Annotated in this window: 27 protein-coding genes and 1 pseudogene; 10 read left to right on the forward strand and 18 right to left on the reverse strand. The window is 72.5% G+C overall.

The genetic code is table 11. The annotated features are described in order from the left end of the window. Positions 1–162 precede the first annotated feature (162 nt). A pseudogene (locus tag AB0L21_RS19175) lies at positions 163–342 on the forward strand (apolipoprotein N-acyltransferase); the annotation flags it as partial. Here AB0L21_RS19175 and AB0L21_RS19180 read toward each other — a convergent pair. Next, on the reverse strand, positions 260–1,171 hold the full coding sequence (locus tag AB0L21_RS19180) for a Gfo/Idh/MocA family oxidoreductase (protein ID WP_365706071.1): 912 nt from the start codon (positions 1,169–1,171) through the stop codon (positions 260–262). The pseudogene AB0L21_RS19175 and the gene AB0L21_RS19180 overlap by 83 nt on opposite strands. 347 nt (positions 1,172–1,518) lie before the next feature. On the opposite strand from AB0L21_RS19180, the gene AB0L21_RS19185 reads away from it, so the two are divergent. Further along, positions 1,519–1,971: a hypothetical protein gene (locus tag AB0L21_RS19185; RefSeq protein ID WP_365785253.1), complete on the forward strand. Its 453-nt coding sequence runs from the start codon at positions 1,519–1,521 to the stop codon at positions 1,969–1,971. 245 nt (positions 1,972–2,216) lie between these two features. Here the strand turns inward: AB0L21_RS19185 and AB0L21_RS19190 are convergent, their stop codons facing one another. The 7 genes from AB0L21_RS19190 to AB0L21_RS19220 form a co-directional block, all read right to left on the reverse strand. Next, positions 2,217–2,729 (reverse strand): hypothetical protein, encoded by a 513-nt coding sequence (locus AB0L21_RS19190; protein WP_365785255.1) that lies wholly within the window; start codon positions 2,727–2,729, stop codon positions 2,217–2,219. A gap of 108 nt (positions 2,730–2,837) precedes the next feature. Next, positions 2,838–3,521, reverse strand: coding sequence for a uracil-DNA glycosylase (gene ung, locus AB0L21_RS19195; protein ID WP_365706079.1), 684 nt, complete (start codon positions 3,519–3,521; stop codon positions 2,838–2,840). Positions 3,522–3,641: 120 nt separating this feature from the next. Next, the gene (locus AB0L21_RS19200) at positions 3,642–5,219 is read right to left on the reverse strand and encodes an ABC transporter substrate-binding protein (RefSeq protein WP_365706081.1); all 1,578 of its coding nucleotides are present in this window, start codon (positions 5,217–5,219) and stop codon (positions 3,642–3,644) included. Between the two features lie 193 nt (positions 5,220–5,412). After that, positions 5,413–6,174: an SDR family oxidoreductase gene (locus tag AB0L21_RS19205; protein WP_365706083.1), complete on the reverse strand. Its 762-nt coding sequence runs from the start codon at positions 6,172–6,174 to the stop codon at positions 5,413–5,415. 22 nt (positions 6,175–6,196) lie between these two features. Next, positions 6,197–6,958, reverse strand: a complete 762-nt coding sequence (gene fabG, locus AB0L21_RS19210; protein ID WP_365706085.1) for a 3-oxoacyl-ACP reductase FabG — start codon at positions 6,956–6,958, stop codon at positions 6,197–6,199. Positions 6,959–7,106: 148 nt separating this feature from the next. Beyond that, positions 7,107–7,556, reverse strand: a complete 450-nt coding sequence (locus AB0L21_RS19215) for a DUF3037 domain-containing protein (RefSeq protein ID WP_365706087.1) — start codon at positions 7,554–7,556, stop codon at positions 7,107–7,109. Next, the gene (locus AB0L21_RS19220) at positions 7,553–8,341 is read right to left on the reverse strand and encodes a HipA family kinase (protein ID WP_365785257.1); all 789 of its coding nucleotides are present in this window, start codon (positions 8,339–8,341) and stop codon (positions 7,553–7,555) included. Before AB0L21_RS19220 ends, AB0L21_RS19215 begins: the two co-directional genes overlap by 4 nt. A 174-nt stretch (positions 8,342–8,515) precedes the next feature. Here AB0L21_RS19220 and AB0L21_RS19225 point away from each other — a divergent pair, with 174 nt between their 5' ends. Beyond that, positions 8,516–8,968, forward strand: coding sequence for a Rieske (2Fe-2S) protein (locus AB0L21_RS19225; protein WP_365706091.1), 453 nt, complete (start codon positions 8,516–8,518; stop codon positions 8,966–8,968). Positions 8,969–8,974: 6 nt separating this feature from the next. Here the strand turns inward: AB0L21_RS19225 and AB0L21_RS19230 are convergent, their stop codons facing one another. Next, positions 8,975–9,616, reverse strand: coding sequence for a cysteine hydrolase (locus AB0L21_RS19230; RefSeq protein WP_365785259.1), 642 nt, complete (start codon positions 9,614–9,616; stop codon positions 8,975–8,977). Between the two features lie 97 nt (positions 9,617–9,713). Here AB0L21_RS19230 and AB0L21_RS19235 point away from each other — a divergent pair, with 97 nt between their 5' ends. Further along, positions 9,714–10,184, forward strand: a complete 471-nt coding sequence (locus AB0L21_RS19235) for a pyridoxamine 5'-phosphate oxidase family protein (protein WP_365706095.1) — start codon at positions 9,714–9,716, stop codon at positions 10,182–10,184. Positions 10,185–10,199: 15 nt separating this feature from the next. Here AB0L21_RS19235 and AB0L21_RS19240 read toward each other — a convergent pair whose 3' ends face one another. Then, positions 10,200–11,102, reverse strand: coding sequence for a LysR family transcriptional regulator (locus tag AB0L21_RS19240; protein ID WP_365706097.1), 903 nt, complete (start codon positions 11,100–11,102; stop codon positions 10,200–10,202). Between the two features lie 74 nt (positions 11,103–11,176). Here AB0L21_RS19240 and AB0L21_RS19245 point away from each other — a divergent pair, with 74 nt between their 5' ends. Further along, on the forward strand, positions 11,177–12,118 hold the full coding sequence (locus AB0L21_RS19245; RefSeq protein ID WP_365785260.1) for a DMT family transporter: 942 nt from the start codon (positions 11,177–11,179) through the stop codon (positions 12,116–12,118). A 73-nt stretch (positions 12,119–12,191) separates the two neighbouring features. Here AB0L21_RS19245 and AB0L21_RS19250 read toward each other — a convergent pair whose 3' ends face one another. Further along, positions 12,192–13,523, reverse strand: a complete 1,332-nt coding sequence (locus AB0L21_RS19250; protein ID WP_365785262.1) for an aminotransferase class I/II-fold pyridoxal phosphate-dependent enzyme — start codon at positions 13,521–13,523, stop codon at positions 12,192–12,194. A gap of 51 nt (positions 13,524–13,574) precedes the next feature. On the opposite strand from AB0L21_RS19250, the gene AB0L21_RS19255 reads away from it, so the two are divergent. Next, positions 13,575–14,255, forward strand: a complete 681-nt coding sequence (locus tag AB0L21_RS19255) for a pyridoxamine 5'-phosphate oxidase family protein (RefSeq protein WP_365706103.1) — start codon at positions 13,575–13,577, stop codon at positions 14,253–14,255. Positions 14,256–14,265: 10 nt separating this feature from the next. Here AB0L21_RS19255 and AB0L21_RS19260 read toward each other — a convergent pair whose 3' ends face one another. The 3 genes from AB0L21_RS19260 to AB0L21_RS19270 all read right to left on the reverse strand — a co-directional run bounded on the left by AB0L21_RS19260 (position 14,266) and on the right by AB0L21_RS19270 (position 17,108). Then, positions 14,266–15,213, reverse strand: coding sequence for an EamA family transporter (locus AB0L21_RS19260; protein ID WP_365706158.1), 948 nt, complete (start codon positions 15,211–15,213; stop codon positions 14,266–14,268). A gap of 199 nt (positions 15,214–15,412) precedes the next feature. Further along, positions 15,413–16,417, reverse strand: a complete 1,005-nt coding sequence (locus AB0L21_RS19265; RefSeq protein ID WP_365706105.1) for an EamA family transporter — start codon at positions 16,415–16,417, stop codon at positions 15,413–15,415. A gap of 82 nt (positions 16,418–16,499) precedes the next feature. Further along, a complete protein-coding gene (locus AB0L21_RS19270) occupies positions 16,500–17,108 on the reverse strand; it encodes a Clp protease N-terminal domain-containing protein (RefSeq protein ID WP_365706107.1) in 609 nt (202 codons plus the stop codon). Positions 17,109–17,342: 234 nt separating this feature from the next. Between AB0L21_RS19270 and AB0L21_RS19275 the strand changes: the two genes are divergently transcribed. Further along, positions 17,343–17,771, forward strand: a complete 429-nt coding sequence (locus AB0L21_RS19275) for an SRPBCC family protein (protein WP_365706109.1) — start codon at positions 17,343–17,345, stop codon at positions 17,769–17,771. 84 nt (positions 17,772–17,855) lie between these two features. Here AB0L21_RS19275 and AB0L21_RS19280 read toward each other — a convergent pair whose 3' ends face one another. Beyond that, entirely contained in the window at positions 17,856–18,491 is a 636-nt protein-coding gene (locus tag AB0L21_RS19280; RefSeq protein ID WP_365785264.1) for a PadR family transcriptional regulator, read from the reverse strand. A 215-nt stretch (positions 18,492–18,706) separates the two neighbouring features. On the opposite strand from AB0L21_RS19280, the gene AB0L21_RS19285 reads away from it, so the two are divergent. Continuing rightward, complete coding sequence (locus AB0L21_RS19285) at positions 18,707–19,519, forward strand: PhzF family phenazine biosynthesis protein (protein ID WP_365785266.1); 813 nt, start codon at positions 18,707–18,709, stop codon at positions 19,517–19,519. Positions 19,520–19,527: 8 nt separating this feature from the next. Here the strand turns inward: AB0L21_RS19285 and AB0L21_RS19290 are convergent, their stop codons facing one another. Together AB0L21_RS19290 and AB0L21_RS19295 are read right to left on the reverse strand one after the other, a co-directional pair. Next, positions 19,528–20,328 carry a type II CAAX endopeptidase family protein gene (locus tag AB0L21_RS19290; RefSeq protein ID WP_365785286.1) on the reverse strand — a complete coding sequence of 267 codons (801 nt, stop codon included), beginning with the start codon at positions 20,326–20,328 and terminating at the stop codon, positions 19,528–19,530. A 657-nt stretch (positions 20,329–20,985) separates the two neighbouring features. After that, positions 20,986–22,524, reverse strand: a complete 1,539-nt coding sequence (locus tag AB0L21_RS19295; protein ID WP_365706115.1) for a glutamate--cysteine ligase — start codon at positions 22,522–22,524, stop codon at positions 20,986–20,988. A gap of 568 nt (positions 22,525–23,092) precedes the next feature. Between AB0L21_RS19295 and AB0L21_RS19300 the strand changes: the two genes are divergently transcribed. Together AB0L21_RS19300 and AB0L21_RS19305 are read left to right on the forward strand one after the other, a co-directional pair. Further along, positions 23,093–23,677 (forward strand): hypothetical protein, encoded by a 585-nt coding sequence (locus tag AB0L21_RS19300; RefSeq protein WP_365706117.1) that lies wholly within the window; start codon positions 23,093–23,095, stop codon positions 23,675–23,677. Between the two features lie 286 nt (positions 23,678–23,963). Further along, positions 23,964–24,170, forward strand: a complete 207-nt coding sequence (locus tag AB0L21_RS19305; protein ID WP_059248121.1) for a DUF5999 family protein — start codon at positions 23,964–23,966, stop codon at positions 24,168–24,170. Between the two features lie 166 nt (positions 24,171–24,336). Here the strand turns inward: AB0L21_RS19305 and AB0L21_RS19310 are convergent, their stop codons facing one another. Beyond that, positions 24,337–25,812, reverse strand: coding sequence for a glycoside hydrolase family 43 protein (locus AB0L21_RS19310; RefSeq protein WP_365785268.1), 1,476 nt, complete (start codon positions 25,810–25,812; stop codon positions 24,337–24,339). Positions 25,813–25,851 lie beyond the last annotated feature (39 nt).

The following is a 25,851-nucleotide window of genomic DNA, read 5'->3' on the forward strand; positions in this document are numbered from 1 at the left end:
GGCCGGTGCACGGCGCGCTGCTGGTACTGGCGGCACTGGGCGTGACCGAGGGGGCGCGGGCACTCAGGCTGCGCCGCAGCGCTCCTGAACCGCTCGGACCACCCGCTCGCACAGTTCATGAGTCGCCAGCGCGCCCCTGGCGCTGAGCACCCGCCCGGCCCGCACCGCGTCACGCCGTACGTCCGCTACGGCGACTGGCCGGTGCACGGCGCGCTGCTGGTACTGGCGGCACTGGGCGTGACCGAGGGGGCGCGGGCACTCAGGCTGCGCCGCAGCGCTCCTGAACCGCTCGCACCACCCGCTCGCACAGTTCATGAGTCGCCAGCGCGCCCCTGGCGCTGAGCACCCGCCCGGCCCGCACCGCGTCGAGGAACGCGAGGGCCGCCTGCTCGATGCCGCGCTGGCGGGCCACCGGCACCCAGTCGCCGCGCCGGCGCACGGTCGGCTGCCCCTTGTGGTCGATCACCTCGGCGAGGTTGACCACCTGGCGCTTGGTGTCCTGCCCGGACACCTCCAGGATCTCCTCGGTGGAGCCGCTGAGCCGGTTCATGACACCGAGCGCGGTGAAGCCGTCACCGCCGAGCTGGAGCACGACGTGGTGGAGCAGTCCGCCCTCGGCGCGGGCGCGCACGGTGACGTCGTCGACCGGGCCCGGCACCAGGAACCGCAGGGTGTCGACGACATGGATGAAGTCGTCCAGGATCATCGAGCGCGGTTCCTCGGGCAGCCCGATCCGGTTCTTCTGCATGAGGATCAGCTCGCGCGGGTGGTCCAGGCACTGGGCGTACCCGGGGGCGTACCGGCGGTTGAAGCCGACGAACAGCGAGACGCCCCGCCGCTCGGCGAGGCCGACCAGCCGCTCGGAGTCGGCGAGTTCATAGGCGAGGGGCTTGTCCACGTACGTCGGCACGCCGGCCTCCAGCAGCCGGGTGACGATCTCGGGGTGGACGGCGGTGGGCGCGTGCACGAAGGCCGCGTCGAGTCCGGCGGCGAGCAGCGAGTCCAGGGTGGTGTGCCGCTGCTCCCGGGGCAGGTGCAGGCTGTCGCCGACCCGGTCGAGGGTGGCGGGCGTGCGGGTGTGCAGGTGCAGGTCGATCCCCGGCTGCGTGCCGAGCACCGGCAGATACGCCTTCTGCGCGATGTCCCCGAGTCCGATGCAGCCGACCTTCACGTGCTCTCCCCTACGGCTTGCCCGCGTGTTTCCTGCCGGAAGCATACGGGGGCCGCCAGTCGGCGATGCCGTCGAAGCCACGCGGGAAGAGCGCGGGTCCGGCCTGCGACAAGGCCCCGATGACCGTGTTCCGTACGGCTGCGACGGCCCGGTTTCCGGCCATGTTCAGGCGGGCGACGCGGACGGCCCGGCGGGACCCGAGCGGCGGCCCCGAGGCGCTGGCGGCAGCTGAACGTCAGCCCCGGTACGGCCCTTCCCTCGGCGGGATGCATACGGTCACCCGTACGGGGCATGGGATTCGGCTTCCCCGGTGCCAAGCCGGCCACCCACCCAGCAGAGTTGCGCGGGTGCATCCAACGAGGACCACCGCAGCGCTTCTGGTCACCGTGGCCGTCTCGGCCCTCTCCGGCTGTGTGACGGTGCGGCAGGCGACGCCGACGGGATCACCGCCGCACAGCGCGCCCTCCCGGCCGGCGGTGCCCCGGCCGGACGGCAGCACGGACCCCCGGATGGTGCAGGCGCCGGCCCGCGAGGCACTGGAGATGGCCGGGCCGTCCCGGCGCCCGGAGCACCCCGGACCGCCCGCCCGGCACCGGGCCCCGGTCGCACCCGAGGTCACCCACCGCCCGCCGGCCCCGCCCCGCCCCCCGCTCCCGGCCTCCTCCCGCCGACCGCACACCCCCGTGCCACCCCCGGCGGTGCCCGGTTCTCCGGACGTCTGCGCCCTGGGCAAGGCGTACGGCGGCTGGCAGAAGGACAGTCCGCAGACGAGGATCTGCGAACAGGCATACGGCCACTGACCGGGGTCCCCCGAGGCAGTGAACTCCCGGCGGTGCCGGGGAGCTTCAAGATCCGGCGCGCAACCGGACTAGGTCCTGTCGTCAAACTCCCGTAGTCCGCCCGGAGGGCGGGCCGCGCGGCGTCAGGTGCGTGCTCTCGGCGTGCCGGGCCCGGGCCCTCGTACTGGATGTACTTGGGTCGGGGCCCGGTGCGGCGAGAGTGCGTGCATGGCGTCGCGCGGCAGACGGGAGTTTGACGACAGGGCCTAGGCCTGGCGCGGCGGTCTCCAGCCTTCGTCGCCCAGCGTGCCGTCCTCCCCCAGCCGCAGTGCCAGACGGCTGATCTCGGACCGGACACCCGCGCCGTAGCCGTCGTCGGCGAGGCAACGCGCGGCGCTGCGGGCCCGGCGCAGATGGCTGCGGGCGGCCTCGGCGCGGCCCAGCTTGGCGTAGTCGGCGGCCAGGTTGAGGTGCAGGGAGGGGAAGAAGCCCCGCACGCTCGACGGGTCGGCGTCCACGCGGCCGTCGGCGACCTCCTCCGCTGCCGACAGCGCCCGCAGGTCCCAGGCGAGTTCGTCCGCCGGGTCGTCCTGGGTGTCGGCCAAGTAGTGGGCCAGGGTGCACCGGTGCAGCGGGTCGCCGTCCTCGCCGACCTCCGCCCACAGGTCCAGGAAGCGGCTGCGGGCCTCTTCGCGGTCGCCTCCGTGGTGCAGCATCACGACCTGCCCGATCCGCGTCAGCACGGCGTCCGGCGCCGCCTGTTCCTGTCGCTCCGCCACGGGTGCCCTCCGGACCGTCGGCAATGGTTCGTTCCCGACGCTAACCGGCCCCGCGGGGATTCCTGGTCAGGCGGCGCCGTGGCGGTGTGGGCCCAGCCTCGGCGGCCGTCACCCGAGATCCGGGATGCGCCAGTCGATCGGCTCGTGCCCCTGCGCGGCGATCGCCTCGTTGATCTGCGTGAACGGGCGGGAGCCGAAGAACTTCTTGGCGGACAGCGGCGAGGGGTGCGCGCCCTTGACCACCACGTGCCGGGTCTCGTCGATCAGCGGGAGCTTCTTCTGCGCGTAGTTGCCCCACAGGACGAAGACCGCCGGGTCGGGCCGGGACGCCACCGCGCGGATCACCGCGTCCGTGAACTTCTCCCAGCCCTTGCCCTTGTGCGAGTTGGCCTCGCCGGCCCGGACCGTGAGGACCGCGTTGAGCAGCAGCACGCCCTGCCGGGCCCACGGCATCAGATAGCCGTTGTCCGGGACGGGCAGGCCCAGCTCCTCCTGCATCTCCTTGTAGATGTTCCGCAGGGAGGGCGGGGTCTTCACGCCGGGGCGGACCGAGAAGCACAGGCCGTGGCCCTGGCCCTCGCCGTGGTACGGGTCCTGGCCCAGGATCAGGACCTTCACCCGCTCGTACGGCGTGGCGTCCAGCGCGGCGAAGACCTCCTCGCGCGGCGGGTAGACGGGACCCTTCGCCCGCTCCTCCTCGACGAACTCGGTCAGCTCCTTGAAGTAGGGCTGCTGCAGCTCGTCGCCCAGAACCCCGCGCCAGGACTCGGGCAGCATGGCGATGTCGGTCACGTCAACGTCCTCACGATGTCGATCAACTACGGCGTGCGGTCACTTCCAGGTTTCCGAACCTACAGGCGACCACTGACAACCGGTGCCGCGAGGGCCGTTCGCCGAGCCCGACAGCCGGGCTCACCAGCTGGTCTTGCGGTGCAGTGTCCACATCATCATGATCGTCGAGGGGTCCAGGGCCTGCTCGCCGCCGGAGATGTCGACGCTGGCCGCGAGGAACTGCCGGCCCTGCCACAGCGGGATCAGCCGGGCGTCGTTCACCATGATCCGCTGGGCCGCCTCCACGTCCTTGACGGTCTGGGCGCGGTCGCTCTCCGCGCGCGCGTGGGGCAGCAGCCGGCCGGTGATCTCCTTGGCCGGGTAGGGCGTACCGAGCGCGTTGTGCTCGCCGACGAACGGGGCGATGAAGTTGTCGGCGTCCGGGAAGTCCGGGAACCAGCCGCGTCCGAAGACCGGGTACTCGCCCTTCTGGTAGCCGACCACGTAGCTCTTCCAGGGGCGGCTCCTGAGGGTGACGGTGAACAGGCCGGAGTCGTCCAGCTGCCGCTTCAGCTCCCGGAACATCAGGGCCGTCTCGGAGCCGTAGCGGTCGGTGGTGTACCAGAGGGTGAGCGGGACGGGCCGGGTGATGCCGGCGTCGGAGAGGATCCTGCGGGCCCTGGGGACGCTCGGTTCGCCGTAGTCGTCGAAGAACGGGGTGGCGTGGCCGGTCAGGCCCTTGGGGACCATCGAGTACAGCGGGTCGACGGTGTCCTTGTAGACCTTGTGCGCGATGGCGCCCCGGTCCACGATCTGGGCGATGGCCTTGCGCACGGCGGGCTGCTTGGCCCAGGGGTCCTTGGGGTTGAACACCAGGTAGCTGATGTCGGTGCCGGCGCCGTCGACCAGTTGCAGGTCCTCGCTGTCGTGCTCCTGGAGGGCGAGGATGTCGTCGGCGGCGAGACCGCGGTAGGTGACGTCGATCTGCTTGTCCCGCAGCGCCTTGACCATGCCGGCGGAGTCCTTGAAGTAGCGGATGGTCACCGCGTCGTTCTGCCGCTTGGCGAAGCCCTGGTAGGTGTCGTTGCGCACCAGGACGGCCTTGCCGTCCTCCTCGTAGGACTGGAGCTTGTACGGGCCGGAGCCGTGGACCGTGGTGTCCTTGCGCAGGGAGTTGGCGGGGTAGTCGTCCGGGTCGACGATCGACATGGCGGGGGTGGCCAGCACGAACGGGAAGGTGGCGTCGGGCTGGTTGAGGTGGAAGACGATCTCGCGGTCGCCGCTGGTCTGGACGCGGTCCAGGCTGCCGAGCAGCCCGGCGGGGCCGCCGGGGGCGTCGATGGTGCGGATGCGGTCGATGGAGTGCCGGACGGCCTCGGCGGTCAGCGGGTCGCCGTCGGTGAACTTCAGGCCGGCGCGCAGCTTGCAGCGGTAGGTGCGGCTCGTGGAGTCGGTGAAGGAGCAGCTCTCGGCGGCGTCGGGCTGAGGGGTGGTGGCGCCGTTCGGGTAGGCGAGGAGCGTCTGGAAGATGTTCCGGTACAGCTCCCAGGAACCGTCCCAGGCACCGGCCGGGTCCAGGGTGCTGGGGGCGCTGGTGGTACCCACGACGATCGGCCCCTGGCTGTCGGGGTCGCCGTCGGACAGCAGACTGCATCCGGCCACCAGCGATATGGACGCGATCGCCGCGACTCTCCGCAGGAATCGGTTCCGGTTGAACACGCGCACGCTCCTCGATCTGCCATACCAAGGGTCGGCAGACCATACCGCAGCGTTCGTGAGCCTGAACCTGCCCGATTTCAGGCGTTCTTGATCGACTGAGCGGTGACGACGTTGTCATTCCGCTGTGCGGACCCTGTACGGCGTTCCGGGCGCCGATCCGTCCGAAAATCGGCGCCCGGAAGAGATGCGCGGCTCAGCCCACGCCGGCGTTGAGGAAGATGCCGCCGTCCACGACGAGGGTCTGACCGGTGATCCAGTCGGACTGCTCGGAGGTGAGGAACGCGGCGGCCCCGCCGATGTCGGAGGGCACACCGAGCCGGCCGAGCGGGTAGGCGGCGGCCGCCTCCTCCTCGCGGTTCTCGTACAGGGCCTGTGCGAACTTGGTCTTGACGACGCCCGGGGCGATGGCGTTGACCCGCACCCTGGGCGCGAACTCGTGCGCGAGCTGCTGGGTCAGGTTGATCATGGCGGCCTTGCTGACGCCGTAGGCGCCGATGAAGGGCGAGGGCGCGAGGCCCGCGATGGAGGCGATGTTGACGATCGCGCCGCCGTTGTCCTTCTGCCAGGCGTGCCAGGTCTTCTGGGCGAAGCCGAGCGCGGAGATCACGTTGGTCTCGAAGACCTTGCGGGCGACGTTCAGGTCGAGGTCCGCCATCGGCCCGAACACCGGATTGGTGCCCGCGTTGTTGACGAGGAAGTCGACCCGGCCGAAGGCCTCCATGGTGCGTTCGACGACCTCGCTCTGGTGGTCGAGGTCGTGGGCCTTGCCGGCGACGCCGATGACCCGCTCGGCGCCGAGCTTCTCGACGGCCTCCTTCAGGGCGTCCTCGCCCCGGCCGGTGATGCACACGCGGTCGCCGCGCGCGATCAGCGCCTCGGCGACGCCGTAGCCGATTCCGCGGCTGGCGCCGGTGACGATCGCGACCCTGCCGGACGGCTCCGGGAGTTCAGTCATGTCCGTGTTACCCCTGGATTCCTTAGTTGAGCGGTCCGCCGGCGACGTACAGCACCTGGCCGGAGACGAAGCCGGCGGCCTCGCCGGTGAAGAACGCGATGGCGTTGGCGATGTCCTCGGGCTCGCCGACGCGCTGCACCGGGATCTGGGTGGCGGCGGCCTTCTTGAAGTCCTCGAAGCCCATGCCGACCCGGTCGGCGGTGGCCTTGGTCATCTCGGTGGCGATGAAGCCGGGGGCGACGGCGTTGGCGGTGATGCCGAACTTGCCCAGCTCGATGGCGAGGGTCTTGGTGAAGCCCTGGAGACCCGCCTTGGCGGCCGAGTAGTTGACCTGGCCGCGGTTGCCGAGCGCCGAGGAGGAGGAGAGGTTGACGACTCGGCCCCAGCCGGCGTCCACCATGTGCTTCTGGACGGCCTTGGTCATCAGGAACGAGCCGCGCAGGTGCACGTTCATGACCGTGTCCCAGTCGGAGGCACTCATCTTGAACAGCAGGTTGTCGCGGAGCACGCCCGCGTTGTTGACCAGGATGGTCGGAGCACCGAGCTCCTCCACGATCCGGGCGACGGCGGCCTCGACCTGCGCTTCGTCGGAGACGTCCGCGCCGACCGCGATGGCCTTGCCGCCGGCCGCGGTGATCTTCTCGACGGTGTCCTTGCAGGCGGCCTCGTCCAGGTCGATCACGGCGACCGCGCGACCCTCGGCCGCCAGTCGTACGGCGGTGGCGGCGCCGATGCCGCGCGCCGCGCCGGTGACGATCGCGACCCGCTGTTCAGTGGTGGACATTGCTGTGTCTCCTCGCCCTTGAGAGAACCTGTCGGGCCCTCGGAGAGGACCCCTTGGTGCGGTGAGCGACCGCTTAGTACCTTCAGCACCCGTGACGCTAGAAGCCCTGGCACCCGGTGTCAACGGCACATCCGCCCGGTGTGATCCATTACCTCACCAGGAGGTCCAGCAACCGCTCCGTCTCGGCGGCCGGGTCGGCCGTCAGCCCGGTGTGCACGGGGCCGGGCTGGACGACGGTGGAACGGGGCGCGATCACCCAGCGGTAGCGGCGCCCCGCGTCGTCGCCGGCCGCCTGCCCTGCCTGGGCGCCGCCCGCGCAGTGCCGCTCGATCGCACGGAGCGCGGCGCGCACCCCGGCGACGTCGGCGGCCGGGTCCAGCGCGAGCAGGCGGGCCTCGTCCAGATGGGTGCGGGCGCCGACGTAGCCCCGGGCGCGGCAGTACACGACCACGCCCGCGTTGATGCACTCCCCGCGCTCCACCCGGGGCACGACCCGCAGCAGCGCGTACTCGAACACGTCCCGGTCGCCGCCCTGGCCCGCCCGGGTGATGTGCCGCTCGGTCACATGGCCGGCCATGTGGATGTGGCGCTCGCTCACTTGCCCTCCTCGATTCCGGAGCCGTCACCGGTGCCGATGCCGGTGATCCGCTCGGCGATGACGGCCGCCCGCGCGAGCAGCGGCCGCGCGTAGGCCCGGCGCAGGTCGTCCGGGGTGTCGAAGCCGGGCTCGTCGGCGAGCCAGACGTCGGGGATCTCGGCGGTGACCTCGGCGAGCAGGTCCTCGGTGACCCGGGGGGCCAGCTCGGCCGCGGCGGCGGACACGTCCGGGGCGAAACGGGCGAGGGCGTGGTCGGAGGCGTCGTACGGGCGGGCCGCCGAACTTGAAGCGGCGGGCCAGTTGTGGTGCCAGATCATGGTGGCGCCGTGGTCGATGAGCCACAGCTCGCCCTGGTGCACCAGCAGGTTGGGGTTGCGCCAGGAGCGGTCGACGTTGTTGATCAGCGCGTCGAACCAGACGATCCGGCCGGCTTCCTCGCGGCTCACCGGGAAGGCGAGCGGGTCGTACCCGAGGGCGCCGGACAGGAAGTCCATGCCGAGATTGGTGCCGCCGCTGCCCCGGAGCAGGTCCTGCACCTGCTGCTCGGGCTCGCCGAGCCCGAGGACGGGGTCCAGGTGGACGGTGACCAGGCGGGGCACGCGGAACCCGAGGCGCCGGGCGAGTTCGCCGCACACCACCTCGGCGACCAGCGTCTTGCGTCCCTGTCCGGCGCCGGTGAACTTCATGACGTACGTCCCGAAGTCGTCGGCCTCGACGAGCCCCGGCAGCGAGCCCCCCTCACGCAGGGGCGTGATGTAGCGGGTCGCGGTGACTTCCTTGAGCATCGCCCCAGGTTACTGGGGTACGGCCCGGCGTCCGGCCGACAGCCGGCCCACAGCCGCGGCTTACGGCCCGCTCATCACCGGACGGGAAGGATCCGGGTGCCCGTCTGAACGGCCGCCGTCTGCCGGCCGTACCCCATGACGGATCACGAGAAGCTCCGCGGAAGGGACCCTCACATGACCAGCCCATCGCTCCACCCCGCAGCGGGACCGGCCCGCCGTACCGTCATGGCGGCGGCCGGAGCGGCGGGGCTCGCCGCCGCGCTGACCGCCTGCGGTTCGGGCGACGACTCCTCCGGCACCGTCGACACCAGCTCGGGGTCCGGCGGGTCCGCGCAGGACAGCGCCGCGCTGGCCAAGACCGCCGACATCCCCGAGGGCGGCGGCAAGATCTTCAAGGACCAGGGCGTCGTGGTCACCCAGCCGTCGGCGGGCACCTACAAGGCGTTCTCGTCCAAGTGCACCCACCAGGGCTGCGCGGTGGGCAGTGTGGCGAACGGCGTGATCGTCTGCCCCTGCCACAACAGCGAGTTCTCCGTGACGGACGGCAGCGTGAAGAAGGGGCCCGCGACGCAGCCGCTGCCCGCGGCGAAGATCACCGTCTCCGGCGACGAGATCACGCTGGCCTGAGCGGGCTCAGCGCCGTCCGCGCGCCCGTTTGAAGCTGCCGAGCAGTTCGTCGGTGGTCACGACCGTGGCGACCAGCGCGAGGGTGTTGCGGATCAGCGCGGGGGTGTAGTCGGCGGGCACCCCCGCGACGGCGTCGGCCGGGACGACGGCGGTGTAGCCGAGGTTGACCGCGTCGAACACCGCGTTGGGGACGGCGACGTTGGCCGAGACGCCGGTGACGATCAGCGTGCGGCAGCCGAGGTTGCGCAACAGGGCGTCGACCTCGGTGCCGTGGACCGGGGACAGCCCGTGCAGCCGCCGTACGACGAAGTCCTCCTCGGTGACCTCGATCGGGGGTGCGACGCGGACCGCCGTGCTGCCGGTCAGCTGCTGCACCGCAAGCCGTTCGGCGGCCCGGAACAGGCGCGCGTTGCGGTTCGCGCCCCGGCCGTCGGGGCGGCGTTCGGCGACCGCGTGGATCACCTGCACGCCGGTCTCGTGGGCGGCGGCGACCAGCCGGGCCACGTTGTGCAGGGCACCGGAGGAGCGTGCGGCGCGGGCGAGTTCGGGCAGGGCGCTGTCGGGGCCGACGACCCCCTGCTGGCACTCCACGGTGAGCAGCACGGTGCTCACGGGATCGAGGAGGTCGTCGAGTCGTTCGTACGGCATGGCAGCGCCCCCTTGAAGACGACGGCTTCTCTTTTCTGACGTGATGTCAGAGGATCACCATAGTTTTCTGACACGACGTGGGAGAAGAGGGGGCCGCATGACCGTCACACAGCAGCGCCGGGGCCGGAAGATCATGATGACGCCCGGCGAGCTGGACGAGTTCCTCACCGCCCAGCGCACCTGCCGGGTCGCGACCGTCTCGGCCGACGGCGCACCGCATGTCAGCGCGCTGTGGTTCGCCTGGGACGGCACGTCGCTGTGGCTGTACTCGGTGGTGCGCAGCCGGCGCTGGGCGCAGCTGCGCCGCGATCCCCGGGTGGCCGTCGTGGTGGACTCCGGAGAGGAGTACGACCAGTTGCGCGGGGTCGAGCTGTCCGGCCGGGTGGAGTTCGTCGGCGAGGTGCCGCGCCGGGGTGAGCTGTGCGCCGAACTCGACACGGCCGAGACGCTGTTCGCGCGCAAGAACTTCGGCCTGGACGAGATGCCGCACGACGGCCGGCACGCCTGGGCCCGGCTGACCCCGGACACGATCGTGTCGTGGGACTTCCGGAAGCTGGGCGGGGCGTAGCGCGGGCCGCGGGTCTCAGCCCAGCTTCTGTGCGGCCGTCCGCAGCGCCTCGACCGCCGCGCGGATGGAGGGCCGGCGGTCGGCGTCCGCCCGCCAGACCACGTACACATGGCGGCGCACGCGCTGCTTGAGCGGTACCAGGACCACGCCCTCGGGCACCGGGTGCCGGCCCAGCAGCGGCGCGATGCACACGCCCAGTCCGGCCGCGACGAGCCCGAGCTGGGTGTGGGTCTCGCCCGCGCGGTGGCCGACGATCGGCTCGACGCCCTTGGACCGCAGGGTGAACATCAGCCACTCGTGGCAGAACTCGCCCTCGCCCCAGGTGATCCACTCGTCCTCGGCGAACTCGGTGAGGTCCACCTCGTCCCGGTCCGCGAGCCGGTGGGTCGCGGGCATGGCGACCTCGGCCGGGTCGTCCAGCAGGGGTGCCTTGACCAGTCCGTCGGGCACGGGCATCGGCTTGTTGTACCAGTCCAGGACCACCGCGAGATCGAGATCGCCGCGCACGACCCCGGCGATGCCCTGTTCCGGTTCCAGCTCGCTGGAGCGCACGCGCAGTCCCGGGTGCTCGGTGCGCAGGGCGCCGAGCGCGGTGGGGAAGAGGCCGCGGGCGGCGGTCGGGAAAGCCGACAGCCTGAGTTCGCCGACGACCTGGCCGCGGTGCGCCTCCAGGTCGGACTGGGCCAGCTCGACCTGGGACAGGATGCGGGCCGCGTGCTCCGACAGCAGCCGGCCGGCGTCCGTGAGCCGTACGCCCCGGCCGTTCTTGGCCAGGAGCTGCTGGCCGACCTCCCGCTCCAGTTTGCCCAGCTGCTGGGAGACCGCGGACGTGGTGACGTGCAGCGCGTCGGCGGCGGCGCTGACCGAGCCGTGCCGGGCCAGGGCGTCGAGGGTGCGCAGGCGCTCCAGGTTCAACATGTAAGCGATTCTAAGAGGTACCGGGTGAGAAATCTCGATTGTGCTACGAGGTTGTCTCCCGCATCGTGGAGACCATGAGCACGGTCACCGCATCGACCCGAACCGGGTCCCAGTCCACCGCCCCCGCCCGGCCGCGCGCCCGCCTCGACTGGCGGATCCGCTTCGGCGTCCTGTCCCTGATCTGGGGCTTCAGTTTCCTGTTGATCAAGGTGGGGACCGAGGGGTACGCGCCCTTCCAGGTCACCCTCGGCCGGCTGGTGTTCGGTACGGCGGTACTGGTGGCGGCGATGGCGGTGAAGCGGGAGCGGCTGCCGCGCGGGGCCCGGCTGTGGGGGCACATGGCGGTCGCCGCGTTCCTGCTGAACGCCCTGCCGTTCTCCTTGTTCGCCTACTCCGAGCTGACGATCCCGTCCACCCTGGCCGGCATCTGCAACGCCACGTCTCCCCTGTGGGGCATGGCCCTGTCCCTGGTGGCCCTCTCCGAGGACCGGCCGACCCGGGTGCGCGTCGCCGGGCTCGGCCTGGGCTTCCTGGGCGTCCTCACCGTGCTCGGCGTCTGGCAGGGTTTCCACGGGCTGGACGCCACGGGTACGGCCATGGCGCTGCTGGCCTCGCTGAGCTATCCGGTCGGCTGGATCTATGTGCGGCGGACGCTGGCCGGCACGGGGAACTCCCATCTGTCGTTGACCGGGGGCCAGTTGCTGCTGGCGACCGTGCAGCTGGCCGTGGTGACGCCGTTGTTCACCAGCGCGCCGGATCATTTCTCCGTCGTTCCGCTGCTGGCCGTCGCCGCGCTGGGCGCGCTGGGGACCGGGCTGGCGGTGCTGATCCAGTACGGGCTGGTCGCCGAGGTCGGACCCACCACCGCCCAGATGGTCACGTACTTCGTCCCCGTCATCGCCACGGCCGCGGGAGTGGCGATCCTCGGGGAGTCCCTGCGGTGGACCACACCGGTGGGAGCGGTGATCGTCCTGGCGGGGGCGGCGCTCACGCAGGTGCGGGGCAGGGGCGCGTGAGGGGACGGGGTGCGGGAGCGCGGATCCGCTGTGGCTTGCCACGCAGCTCGCCACGCCCCTTTCCGCGTCACCGTCAGCCGTAGACGCGGGCCGGAGAGGGTCGTACCGCCGCTGCCACCGCGTCGGCCAGCGGGGTGATCTCCTCCTCGGTGAGCGGTGAGACCGTGATGCGGACCGCCTGCGGGGAAGCCAGGCGGAAGCGGGCGCCCGGGGCGACCGCCCAGCCTCTCTGGAGCAGGCGGGCGATGGCGCCGGTCTCGTCGGGGACCGGGACCCAGACGTTCATGCCGCTGCGGCCGTGCGCGACGACCCCCCGCTCCGCCAGCGCGTCGACCAGGCCGGTCCTGCGGGCCCGGTACGACGTCGCCACCGCCGCCCGGTCGACCGCGCCGTCGGTCCAGAGGTGGGCCACGGCCCGTTGCAGGAGGAGGCTCACCCAGCCGGGGCCCAGGCGCTGGCGGCCACGGACCCGGTCGACGGTGACGGGGTCCCCGGCGAGGACGGCGAGGCGCAGGTCGGGGCCGTAGGCCTTGGCGGCGGAGCGGACGAAGGCCCAGTGGCGGGTGGCGCCCGCGAGAGGGTGCAGCGGCAGGTCGACGATGCCGTGGCCGTGGTCGTCCTCGATGAGCAGGGTCCCCGGGTGGTCCGCCAGCACCGCGCGCAGGGCACGCGCGCGCGTGGCGGTGACCGAGGCGCCGGTCGGGTTCTGGGCCCGGTCGGTGACGATCAGGGCGCGGGCCCCGGACTCCAGGGCGCGGCGCAGGTCGTCCGCGCGCGGTCCGTCGTCGTCCACGCCGACCGGTGCCGTGTGCAGACCCAGGGCGGGGACGAGGTCGAGGAGGCTGCCCCAGCCGGGGTCCTCGACGGCGACCGTGTCGCCGGGTCTGAGGTGCGCGGCGAGGACGCGTTCGACGGCGTCGAGGGAGCCGGAGGTCACGGTCAGCGGGCCCGCGGGGACGCCGTCGGCGTCGAGTTCGGCCCGCGCGAGGCGGGCGAGGTCCGCGTCCACGGGGTCGTCGCCGTAGAGGACGGGCCGGCGGTCGCCCTGCTCCGCCGCCGCGGCGAGGGCCGGGGCCAGACGGGGAAGCAGGGCCGGGTCGGGATTGCCCGTGGAGAGGTCCCGGCCTCCGGGGGGCACCTCCACGCGCAGCTGCTCGCGGCCGGTGGTGGCCGGCTTGGGGCGGATACGGCTGCCCCGGCGGCCGGCCGTCTCGATCACCCCGCGTTCGCGCAGGATGCGGTAGGCGGCGGCGACCGTGTTCGGGTTCACCCCCAGCTGGGCCGCCAACTCCCGCATGGGGGGCAGGGCTTGGCCCGGTGGCAGCTCGCCGGCGCCGACCGCCTGCTCGACGCCGGCCGCGATCTCGGCTGCGCCACGCCCGGTGATCCGATATTCTCCTAGCACAAACAACATTATGCACTAGTGCAAAACTGGCCGCCACTGGAGGGGACCGCCATGCAGGGCACGACCGAGGACACGCGGGGCGCCGCCTACACGCCGACCGACCGGACCGTGCCCACGCGCTCCGCGGAGCGGGCGTCGTACGACAAGGAGCTGGTCCACGCGATTCTGGACGAGGGGTACGTCTGCCACCTCGGCTTCGTCCGGGACGGCGCCCCGGTGGTGCTGCCCACGCTGTACGGCCGGGTCGGCGATCGGCTCTACGTCCACGGCTCGACCGGCTCCCGGCCGCTGCGGATGACCGGCCAGGCCGGCCCGGGCCTGCCGGTGTGCCTGACGGTCACCCACGTCGACGGGCTCGTGCTGGCCCGCTCCGCCTTCCACCACTCGGTCAACTACCGCTCGGTCGTGGTGCACGGCATCGCGCGCGAGGTCACCGACCCCGAGGAGCGGCGCCTCGCCCTGGACGCGCTGGTCGACCACGTCGTCCCGGGCCGGGCCGCCGACTCCCGGCCCGCGAACAAGAAGGAGCTGGCCGCCACGGCGGTCATCCGGCTGGATCTGGAGGAGGTCTCGGCCAAGGTCCGCACCGGCGACGCCAACGACGAGCCCGAGGACATGGACCTGCCCCACTGGGCCGGGGTCGTCCCGCTCCGCAAGGGCTACGACACACCGGTCCGCAACGCCGACCTGGCGCCCGGCATCGAGCTGCCGGACTACCTGGCGGCGCGGTAGCGGCGGAGGGTCACACCGGGGCCGGCTCCCGACGGCCGGCCGCCCGGGCCTCGCTCACCGCCAGGCCCGTGACCGCGCCGAGCATCAGCACGGTGCCCGCCGCCGTGGTCACCGTGAGCCGTTCGCCGAGCAGGACGACGGCGAGCACGGCCGCGGTCACCGGCTCCAGCAGCATGATCACGGAGACGGTGGCGGACCGGACGACGGCGGCTCCGGCGAAGTAGAACGCGTACGCGAGGGCCGTGGGCACGGCGGCGATGTAGAACAGCAGCCACAGCAGCCGGGCCGGGTGGGCGGTGTGCGGGAACAGCCCCTCCGCTGCCGCGAACGGCAGCAGGCACAGGCTGGTCACGGCGAAGGCGCCCACCGTGGTGCCGGCGGCGTCGGCGCCGCCGCCCCTCCCCCACCAGCGGGTGAGCAGGGTCATCGCGCCGTAGCCCGCCGCCGAGGCCAGGGCCAGCAGCACGCCGGCCGGCCGTACGGTCGCGGCCGAACCGCCGAAGGTGAGCACGGCCAGCCCGGCGAGCGCGCCGGCGACCGCCGCGACACCGCCGGCGCCGAGCCGTTCCCCGAGCAGCAGCCGGGCGCCGAGCGCGATGAGCACGGGGCCCGCGCCGAGGGTCACGACGGTGGCCACGGCCAGCCCGGTCGACGCCACGGCCGCGAAGTACGCGGTCTGGAAGACGGCCAGGCCGAGCCCGGTGGCCAGGGCCCTCGTGAGCGTCCGGCGCACGGGCCGGACCGGGGCCGGACGGCGGACGCGTGGCCTCAGCAGCCGGCCGGCCGGCAGGAAGGCGAGCCCCAGCGCACAGCGCCAGAAGGAGAGGGCGAAAGCGCCCATGTCACTGGTCCGGTAGACCAGCGAGGCGGCGGCGCCCGCGGTGCCCCAGGCGGCACCGGTGACGATCAGGTAGAGCAGGCCCCGCCCGACGGGCAGGCCTGAAGCAGGGTGCGACAAGGTCGACAAGGGAATCTCTCCGCAGAAGCGCACGTGGACGTGCGGAAGTTCGGGAGCGTCCCGCTCCGGCGGGACGCGCGGACTTCATCCGCGGGCAGCACCGTCCGCCCCGGCGCGCATGCGCCGGGCGAGACCCGGAGGCCCGCCTCAGGCGGCCGGGGGCGAGAGGACGAGTGCGTGGTGCGACATGATCCGGACTCTAGGCGGCCGTGCCCCGCGCGGACAACTCCCTTTCCTCGCCGGCCGCGGCGACCGGCTCCGCCGACCCCGCGGCCGGGGTGGCGGACTGGGCGATGAACGCTCCGACCAGGACGACCGCGCCCCCGGCCACCTGCGGCGCGGACAGGTGCTCGCCGAGCAGCACCCAGGCCAGCACGGTCGCGATGACCGCCTCCAGACAGGCGACGACCCCGGCGACCTGCGGCGACAGCCGGCGCACGGACAGCACCCCGGTGACGTAGGCGATCACCGTCGCGACCAGCACGATCCAGGCGAGCAGGGCGACGGCCGGTACGGCGGTGCCGTGCAGGTCCGCGGAGCCGGCCAGCACCGACCAGTCCATGCTCCAGGGGCGGGCCACCACGGTCAGTACGCCGGCGCCGACGAGCAGCCCGTAGGCGATGACGCCGAGCGGGTCCGGCGCCGCGTCACCCGCGTCGCCGCCCTGGTCGGACAGCACGAAGTAGCCGACCTGGCAGCATGCGGCGCCGAGCGCGAACACCAGGCCCAGCGCGTCGAAGCTCAGGCCGGACCAGACCTCGACCACGCAGGCGAGACCGCCGGCGGCGAGGACGACACCGAGCGCGGCGGCGCGGCTGACGGGCCGCCGCTGCACGAACCGCACCCAGCCGAGCACCAGGGCGGGAGCCAGGTACTCGATGAGGAGGGCGACGCCGACCGGTATGCGGGAGAGCGCGGCGAAGTAACAGGCCTGGACACCGGCGACGGCGAGCAGCCCGAACCCGGCGAGCAGCGCGGGCCGGCGGCGCGGCAGCGCCCGGTGCCGGATCGCGACCGGCAGCATCACCAGGGCGGCGCCCGCCACCCGCAGCCACACCACGTGGAGCGGGTCGAGTCCCGCCTCGATCAGCGGCTTGGCGGCCACTCCGGACCCGCCGAAGGCCAGCGCCGAGCCGAGCGCGAGACCGAGCCCGGCTCCCTTGCCGGGGCTGTCCTGACTGCTCACAGACGTATGCACCGGCACATGATGACAGGCGACGACAGGAGCGTCACCCCTGGTGACACCTGTCTCAGCAGATGGACGGCCGACGGAGGGGACCAGCGGGTCAGCGCGCCGCCCCGCCACCGTCCGCGTACGCGTCCGCTGCGGCCTCGATCCGCGCGGACAGTTCGTGGGCGCGGATGCCGGCGCGTTCGAGGACCTCGGCCGCCCGGGACCGCGGGTCCGCGGCGAGCGCCGCGAGCAGGTCGGTGCCGCTGACGCGGGACGCGCCCCGCCGCCGGGCACGCGCGCGGGCGTCCGCGAGCGCGGCGGACGCGGCCGGGGACCAGTCCTCGGCACCCTTGCCCGGACTGTCGGGCCCGGCGAGACCGGCGGGGCCGGCCGGAGCGGGGACGAGGGGAACCGCGCCCGAGTCCTCCACGCTGCTCTGCCAGCGCAGTCCGTAGCCGATGCTGCGCTGCACCAGGTAGGCGAGGAGCCGGGCGAGCCGCTGCGGGCCCCCCATGGCGGCGCGTGCCTCGGGGTCGTGTTCCAGCAGGGCGTGCAGCAGATGGGCGGTGTCGGTGTGCCGGTCCCTGTCCCGGACGGCCCTTCGGCGGGCAGCGGCGACCACCACTGCGAGCTCGGCACCGAGCCCGGCAGCGCCGTCCGGGTGCGGAACCGGTCCGTCATCGGCGGTCCGGTGGGCTGTACGGGGTTGCACATCCCCCACCTCATCAGCCGCAACAGGACGGGGCATCCACGAGGGGAACCATTTTCGCGTCCCACACGGAGTGGACATCGCCGACCCGGATCTCATCCTTACGGAGGAGATCTGACCGATCCCGGCACGGACGGCACGTCTTCGCACAACTTCTGACGGTTCATCAGTATTGAATGTTCGCGCCCCTGCGGCTACGTTCCGCGACACCGTAGCCCGATACGCCCGATCCGAAGGGGTGGTCGCATGGCCGAAGTCAGCGCGGAGGCACGCATCCAGGCACCGGCCGAGAAGGTGTGGGCCCAGCTCACCGACTGGCCGTCGTACGGGGCGTGGAACGCGACGCACACCAGCTTCCCGCAGGGCGGCCCGCAGACCCTGGCCGTGGGCGGCACGTTCCAGGAGAACATGAAGCTGATGGGCTTTCCGGCGGAGGTCGACTGGACCATCGAGGAGCTGGAGCCCGCCCGGGTGTTCGCCATCCGCGGCAAGGGCCCGATGGCGGTGACCGTGGCCACCCGCTACACGCTGACCCCGGACGGGGACGCCACGACCCTCCGCATCGACGGGGAGTTCACCGGGGCGGCGGTGTCGTTGATGGCGGGCAAGCTCAAGGACTCGGCGACGGCCGCCCTGCACGAGTCGCTGCGCAAGCTGGACGGGCTGGTGGCCTGAAGCCGGGACGGACGAAGGCGCCCCGCTCGGACACAGCGGGGCGCCCGGACCGTCGTACCGGTGACGGCTCCTCACTCACGAGGCTCAGTGCTCGTCGGCGAGGATGAGGTACAGCTTCTTGCGAGCGTCGTTGATGACGGCGAGCGCCTTCTCGCGCTGCTCCTTGCTGCCGGTCTTCCACACCTGACCGAAGGCCTCCATCAGCCCGAAGCCGGCCTGGCGGATCTCGGCGAGGGCCTCCCAGTCGACCCCGCGCGAGGCCTCCTCCCAGGGGGCGTCCGGCCCCTCGTCGGCGGCGGCGCGTCCGCTCTCGGTCAGGGCGAACAGCTTCTTGCCGCCCTCGCTCTCGCTGGCGATCAGCCCCTCGTCCTCCAGCAGCTGGAGGGTCGGGTAGACCGAGCCGGGGCTGGGCTTCCAGGCGCCGCCGCTGCGTTCGGCGATCTCCTGGATCATCTCGTAGCCGTGCATGGGCCGGTCCTTGAGCAGGGCCAGGATCGAGGCGCGTACGTCACCGCGCCGCGCCCGCCCTCTCGGACCGCCCCGTCCGCGCGGCCCCCAGGGGCCCGGTCCGAAACCGGGTCCGCCCGGACCGAAGCCCGGACCGCCCGGACCGAAGGGCCCGAAGGCGGCCCGCCGCCCGTCGAAGCCACCGAAACCGCCCATGCCCCGCCGACCGGGGCCCTCCTGCCGATGTCCACGCTCGAAACCGTGGGTGCGCATCACGATCACTCCATTCCATCGTTGATCTGTCGCGTCTGCATCACTTATCGTTCACGATGCCTCAACGATATATCGGAACCGACCGAATGACAATCCCCTTGCCGGGCGAGGGGACCGGCTGCGGACGCGCGCGACGGTGGCCGGCCCGGGAATCAGTCCGGGATCCCTGAATTGGCCTTGGTCCAAAGGCCGTCGCAGCCGCTAGCGTCGGCGCCATGCGCATCCGAATCGTCGACGCCTTCACCGACCGCGCCTTCGCCGGCAACCCGGCCGGAGTCCTGCTCCTGGACGACGTCTTCCCCGACGACGACTGGCTCCAGAACGTCGCCATGGAGGTCAACCACGCCGAGACGGCGTTCGCGCACCGGCTGCCCGACGGCGGCGAGGCGGACTGGGCGCTGCGCTGGTTCACGCCCGTCGCGGAGGTCGCGATGTGCGGCCACGCCACCCTCGCCACGGCCCACGTCCTGCACACCACCGGCGCCCACGAGGGCCCGGTGCGGTTCACCACCCGCAGCGGTGTGCTGATCGCCACGCCCGGCGCGGACGGCTCGATCACCCTCGACTTCCCGACCGCCCCCCTCACCCCGGTCGAGATCCCGGCCGGGGTCGCCGAGGCGCTCGGCGCGCGGCCGGCCGCCGCGTTCGACACCGGCCCGAACGTCGGCGACCTGCTGGTGGAACTCGCCGACGAGAAGACCGTGCTCGGCCTCTCCCCCGACCACCGGGCCCTCGGCGCCTACTCCTCGCGCGGCATCATCGCCACCGCCCGCGCCGACGACCCGTCCCGTGGCTACGACTTCGTCTCCCGCTGCTTCTTCCCGAACGTCGGCATCGACGAGGACCCGGTGACCGGCAGCGCCCACACCGCGCTCGCCCCGCACTGGTCCGCCCGCCTCGGCCGCGACGACCTCACCGGGTTCCAGGCCTCCCGCCGCACCGGGCTGGTCCGCACCGGCCTGCGGGGCGAGCGCACCCTGCTCACCGGCTTCGCGGTGACGGTCATCGACGGGGAGCTGCGCGCCTGAGGGCTTGCTCAGGCTGTCGGCAGCCAGCCCACCTTGCCCGCGAGGAGGGCGTAGCCGACGAACGCGCCGATGTCGAGCAGCGAGTGCGCGACGACCAGCGGCCCGACCCGGCCCCAGCGGCGGTACAGGCAGACGAACACCACGCCCATGACCATGTTGCCGACGAAGCCGCCGATGCCCTGGTAGAGGTGGTACGAGCCGCGCAGCACCGCGCTGGCCACCAGCGCGGTCCCCGGAGTCCAGCCCAACTGCCCCAGCCTGCGCAGCAGATAGCCGACGACGATCACCTCTTCGAGGATCGCGTTCTGCAGCGCGGAGAGGATCAGCACCGGGTACTTCCACCACACGTCCGGAAGGGCCTCGGGCACCACCGTGAGGTTGAAGCCGAAGCCGCGGGCTGCGAGGTAGAAGGCGATGCCGGTGCTGCCGATCACGGCCGCGATGCCGGCACCCCGGGCGAGGTCGGGCCGGGGGCGGGCGCGGTCGAAGCCGAGGGTGCGCAGGCCCGCGCCCTCGCGCAGCAACAGGTGGGCGACGAGAGCCACGGGGACCAGCGCGGTGGCGATGCCGAAGAGCTGCCAGGCCAGGTCCAGCCAGGGGCGGCCCGGCGCGGCGGAGGCGTTGAGGGTGGCCGCCTGGTCCTTCAGGCCGCCCGGCTTGGTGACCGAGCCGATGAAGCTGATCAGCGCGGACACTCCGCTCGCCCCGAGCGAGAGCGCGAGGACGAGCAGCGTCTCGTCCCGCAGGATCCGCCGCGGGTCGCGCTCCCGCGCCGCGGAATCGGCCACCGAGTCAGCCTCCACCTGCACCCCTGCCTCCAGCCGGCTCACGGGCCCCTGGCCCACCTCTCGCCTGGCAAGGATCGCAGAAGGAGCTGTGAAGAGCGCGGGATGCCCCCCGGAAGCCCTGGGCTCTTCTCGCGGTCCTACGAAGCTCGCCGACGACGGCGGCCGACTCCTCCGCCACGCCCCACCGCCCACCAACGTCCGCAGCGGGCTCCTCCGCCACGCCCCACCGCCCACCGACGTCCGCTGCCGGTTCCTCCGCCACGCCCCACCGCCCACCGACGTCCGCAGCGGGCTCCTCCGCCACGCCCCACCGCCCACCGACGTCCGCAGCCGGTTCCTCCGCCACGCCCCGCGGCGCACTGCTGCCCGCCGCCCCCTCTTCTCCGCCGCGACGGCGCTCAGCCCCCACGGCGCGGCCGACGGTGCGCGCGGCGCGAGGCCTCTCCAGCGGCTCGGCGGTCACGTGGCGCTCAGCCCCTCCAGCGGCCCGGCAGAGCCCGACGCTCAGCCTCCCCAACGGCTTGGCGGTCGCGCGCCGCCCAACCCCACCAGCAGCCCGGCAGTCACGCGACACTCAACCCCACCAGCAGCCCGGCAGTCCCGCGACACTCAACCCCACCAGCAGCCCGGCAGTCACGCGACACTCAACCCCACCAGCAGCCCGGCGGAGCCCGGCGCTCAGCGCACCAGCTGTCCGGCGGAGCCTGGTGGTACCGGCTCCGGCAATCCGACCGGCCACGTGTGCACCGGCTCGCCCACGTGCATCAGCTCGGCGTACCGCCGCGTCGTCGCCGCCAGGGCCGCCTGCCGCGACAGTCCCTGCTCCAGTGCCCGGTGGAAGGTGGCCGCCTGCCAGGACGCCCCGTTGACCCGGCGCCGGCAGCGCTCCTCGATCACGCCCAGGTAGAGGTCCCGGTCGGCGGCCTCCACACCCCACGCGTCCAGCCCGGCCGAGGCGAGCGGCAGCAGCTCGTCACGGACCAGCGTGACCGCGTCGACCTCGCCCGTGCCGCCGTACCGCCCCCGCCGGGGCCACACGAAGCGCGCGTCGATGCCGTACCGGCACGCCGCGTCGAAGTTCGCCTCGGCCGCGGCGAACGGCAGCCGCGTCCACACTGGCCGGGACTCCTCGGCGAGGGCGCGGACGAGGCCGTAGTAGAAGGCCGCGTTGGCGATGACGTCGGTGATGGTCGGCCCGGCCGGCAGCACCCGGTTCTCCACCCTGAGGTGTGGGACGCCGTCAGCGATGCCGTACACCGGCCGGTTCCAGCGGTAGATCGTGCCGTTGTGCAGCACGAGTTCGGCGAGTCTGGGCACCCCGCCGGCCTCGATGACCTCCAGCGGCTCCTCGTCGTCACAGATCGGCAGCAGCGCCGGGAAGTAGCGCAGGTTCTCCTCGAACAAGTCGTACGCGGAGGTGATCCACCGCTCGCCGAACCAGGTGCGCGGCCGTACGCCCTGCGCCTGGAGCTCGGGCGGCCGGGTGTCGGTGGACTGGAGGAACAGCGGGGGCCGGGACTCGCGCCACAGCTCGTGCCCGAAGAGGAACGGCGAGTTGGCGCCGACGGCGATCTGCGCGGCGGAGGCGGCCTGGGCCGCGTTCCACACGTCGGCGAACCGGGCCGGGGTGACCTGCAGATGCAGTTGCAGGGAGGTGCAGGCGGCCTCGGGCACGATCGACTTCGAGGTGCAGACGAGGTGCTCCACGCCCTCGATGTCGAGCCGGAAGTCCTCTCCGCGCGCGGCGACGATCTGGTCGTTGAGGAGGGTGTAGCGGTCGACCTCGGAGAGGTTTGAGGAGACCAGGTCGTCCCGGTCCAGGGTGGGCAGGATGCCGATCATCACGATGCCCGCGTCCACCTCGCCGGCCTTCCGGTCGGCATAGGCGAGCGAGGTGCGCAGTTCCTCGGCGAGCCGGTCGAATACCCGGCCGCCCAGCCGGTGTGGGGCTATGTTGACTTCCAGGTTGAACATGGCGAGTTCTGTTTGGAAATCGCGGCTCGCGATGCGCTCCAGTACCTGCCCGTTCAACATTTTCGGCATACCGTCCGGCCCGGCGAGATTCAACTCGATCTCGACGCCCATGAGATTCTTGGGACGGTCGAATCGCTTCTCGCGCAGCAGCCGCTCCAGTCCCGTCAGGCACTGCTGGAGCTTTTCACGGTAGCGCTGGCGATCGGACAGGTCGAACTGCCCTGCCACGACCTTCTCCCCCATCGAAGTGTCCCTCCTCGGATGAGCGGGCCGACGATCCGGCCGCCCGGCTCCCGGGTCAGGTGGGATGATGCCCAGCCGAAGCGATCGATAACGTCCCGCGCGGGCCCGCCGCCCGCTAGTCTGTCGAATGTTCCCGGCGGCACATTCACGGGGCATGCCGCACTCGCACCTTCGGGTGCCCCGCACGCCTCGTGAAAAACGCCGACGGCTTTCGGCCGACCGTTACCGGCGCGTATGGCGAGGTCAGCGACGGGGGCCCGGGTCGGAAATCGGGATGATTTCCGCAAATCGACGGCCTAATTCCGACTTGCCCGGCCGACCGAAATCGGATAGACGAAACACCGGCCGAACACACGTCGTATAAACTCCGTCCACAAGGCAGAAGGTTGGCGCCCTCGGTCCTGGTTTCCGCGGTGTTCCTGCCGTCCCCGTTGACGGGCGGCAGAGCGAGCCGCACTCTCTTTCACACCAACCCGGGCCCCCACCTCTCCGGCCTTCCGTGAGCTGACAGCGCCGTCCGCCCCACCCTCCTCGCGCCGCCGCGCCTGTCGAATGAGAGGCGACCCACATGCCGCTGCACGTACCCCCGGCCCCCGCGCCTGCCCTGCGCTCCGTCCTCACCGCCCTCGGTTCCCCCACCGCGGTCCGTGAGGCCCGCACCCCCTCCCTGCGCGCCGCGCAGGGTCCGGCGACACCGGAACTCCCGCTGCCCGTCCACGTGCTGGACCGGATCACCGCGCAAGGCCTGTCCGCGACCCGGCTGGCCGGCTGGCGCTTCCTGATCCGGTGCGGTGATCACGCGGTGGCCGCGGCCGAGACCATGCTGACTCCCGACGGCTGGGCCTTCTCGCACTTCTTCGAGGGCCCGTACGTCGCCTCCACCGAACGCGCCCTGCAACAGGCCGAGGCCCTGCAGCAGCCGTACCAGGCGCGGCTGCTGTCCGTGCCCGGCCTGTACATGCTCACACTGTGGCTGCACGGCGACTGCTCCGGCGACGGCAGCGAGGGCCATCCCGCCGCCACCGATCTGCTCGTGCCGCTGGCGCCCGCACCGCCCGGCATTCCGACGCACCGTCCGTTCCCGGTCGCCGAGTTGCTGCCGGTGCTGACCCATCGGGCGACTCCTCTCCCGCTGCTCGGCTCGCCTGCCTGACCGACGCCCGCGTACCCCGCTGCCCGCAAGGGAAGCGGGGTACGACTGTCTTTCGAGCACTCCACCGCCCGGAGCCATCCGGACTAGTCCTATCCGGCCACTGCGAACCATCCGAAGGGACAGTGCAGTTGGACTGAACCGTCCGCGCGGGTGACGCGTCCTGAACCTGTGAGAAGCGGTGCTGTGAAATCCCTGCGGAACCACGCCCAGAGGACAACACTGGTTTCCGACCGACTCATCACCACGGGGGACGGACATGATCACGACAAAGCGAAAGATCCCGCCCATGTGCCAGCACCAGCCACCGTGCCCGCCAGCCGAATCCGCCGACCGGGAGTCCGCCCGCCTCGTGGCGCACCACCCGGAGCAGGGTTGGAGCCTGCTGTGCAACGGCGTCCTGCTCTTCGAGGACACCGGTGAGCTGCTGCCCGACGGCCGCATCATCGCCCCGCACCGCCCGCTCGGTGCGGACCAGGTGATGACCGCCGCCTGAGCACGGCACGGTGACCCTGACCTGAGCAGGGCACAGTGCCCCGAGGGGCCGACCGCACCTGACACGTGCGACCGGCCCCGACGCGTGTCCGGAGTGCGGGGACTGGAGAGCCCCCACACCCGTCCCTTCGAAACTTTCGGAATCCCTCGATGCGTCAGGGTGTCGACTACGGCGTGGCGGGCGCGTACTCGAACCAGTCGAAGGCCGCGCGGCCCTCGGTGACGTACATGCCGATGACACGGCCGGTGAAACCGGCGGCCACCTCCGTGGACAGATAGCGGCCGTCGAGTTCGGCGAGCCGGACGGTTCCCTCGGAGGTTTCGACGGAGAACGCCAGGGTGTCGGGGCCGTGCTGCGTCCCGGGGTCCCGGGTGGCGCGGACGTCGACGGCCAGGGTGACCGGCCCCGCGGGCACCGGGTGTGCGGCGACGCGCTGCCGCAGCGGGCCGATCCGCGCGATCACCGCCGCGGTACCCCCGCTCACCTCCAGGTCGTAGTGGTGGGCCTCGTCCAGACGCACCGACAGCCCCGCCCGCGCGGCGCCGGGCTCCAGCGACGCCGCCGCCCGGCAGTCGTGGTGCTGCTGGCGGCGGCCGACGAAGGTGTGCCCGGGCCGGTCGAGGCTGTCACCGGTGGCGGTCAGGGTGAGCCGGCCCGGCCGCTCGGTCAGCGACCAGCAGCCGTCGGGCCGGCGCCGCGGGGATATCCAGTGCGGTGCGAGCACCGGGTCCGTGAAGTCGTCCCGCACCGGCGGCTGTTCGACGGGCACCCAGGCGGCCGGCGCCGGATGCCGCTCCTGGACCGGGCCCGTCCGCGGCCAGCCGTCGGCCCACTCCACCGGGACCAGGAACGTCTCCCGGCCGAGGACGTGGAACTCCGGGAACCAGCCACGGGGCCTGGTGCCGAGCAGCACCATCCACCAGGTGCCGTCGGCCGCCTGGACCAGGTCGCCGTGACCGGTGCACTGGATGGGCAGACCGGTGCCGCGGTGGGACAGCAGCGGGTTGCCGGGAGCCGGTTCCCAGGGGCCGCGCGGCGAGCGGGCGCGTGCCACGGAGACACCGTGGCCCAGGGCGGTTCCGCCCTCGGCGAGCAGCAGGTACCACCAGTCGCCGATCCGGTACAGATGCGGGGCCTCCGGGTCCCGCAGGCCGGTGCCGGACCACATCGGCAGCGGGCCCTCCAGCACCCGTCCCGTGCGCGGGTCGATGCGGGCGACGCTGACCCCGGCCATCGCGACCCAGCAGGAACCGTCCTCGTCCCACGCCAGGTCGGGGTCGATGCCGGGCAGATCGATCCACACCGGGTCCGACCAGGGGCCCTCGGGACGCTCGGCGGTGACGAGGAAGGTACCGCCGGCGCCCGCGCTGGTGGTGATGACGTGGAAGAGTCCGTCGTGGTACCGGATCGTCGGCGCGTAGATGCCGGCGGACGCCGGGACGTCGTCGGGCAGGTCCAACTGCTTCGGCCGGTCGAGCACGTTGCCGATCTGGCGCCAGTGCACCAGGTCCCGGCTGTGGAACAGCGGAACGCCGGGGAAGTACTCGAAGCTGGAACACACCAGGTAATAGTCGTCGTCGACCCGGCACACGCTGGGGTCGGGATGGAAGCCCGGGATGACGGGATTGTCGTACGTTCGCATGCTCGCCTCCTGGAGGCGCTCGAAAGTTTCGTTCTGAGT

It is taken from the genome of Streptomyces sp. NPDC052721, assembly GCF_040678315.1.
In the GTDB taxonomy this organism is placed as follows: domain Bacteria; phylum Actinomycetota; class Actinomycetes; order Streptomycetales; family Streptomycetaceae; genus Streptomyces.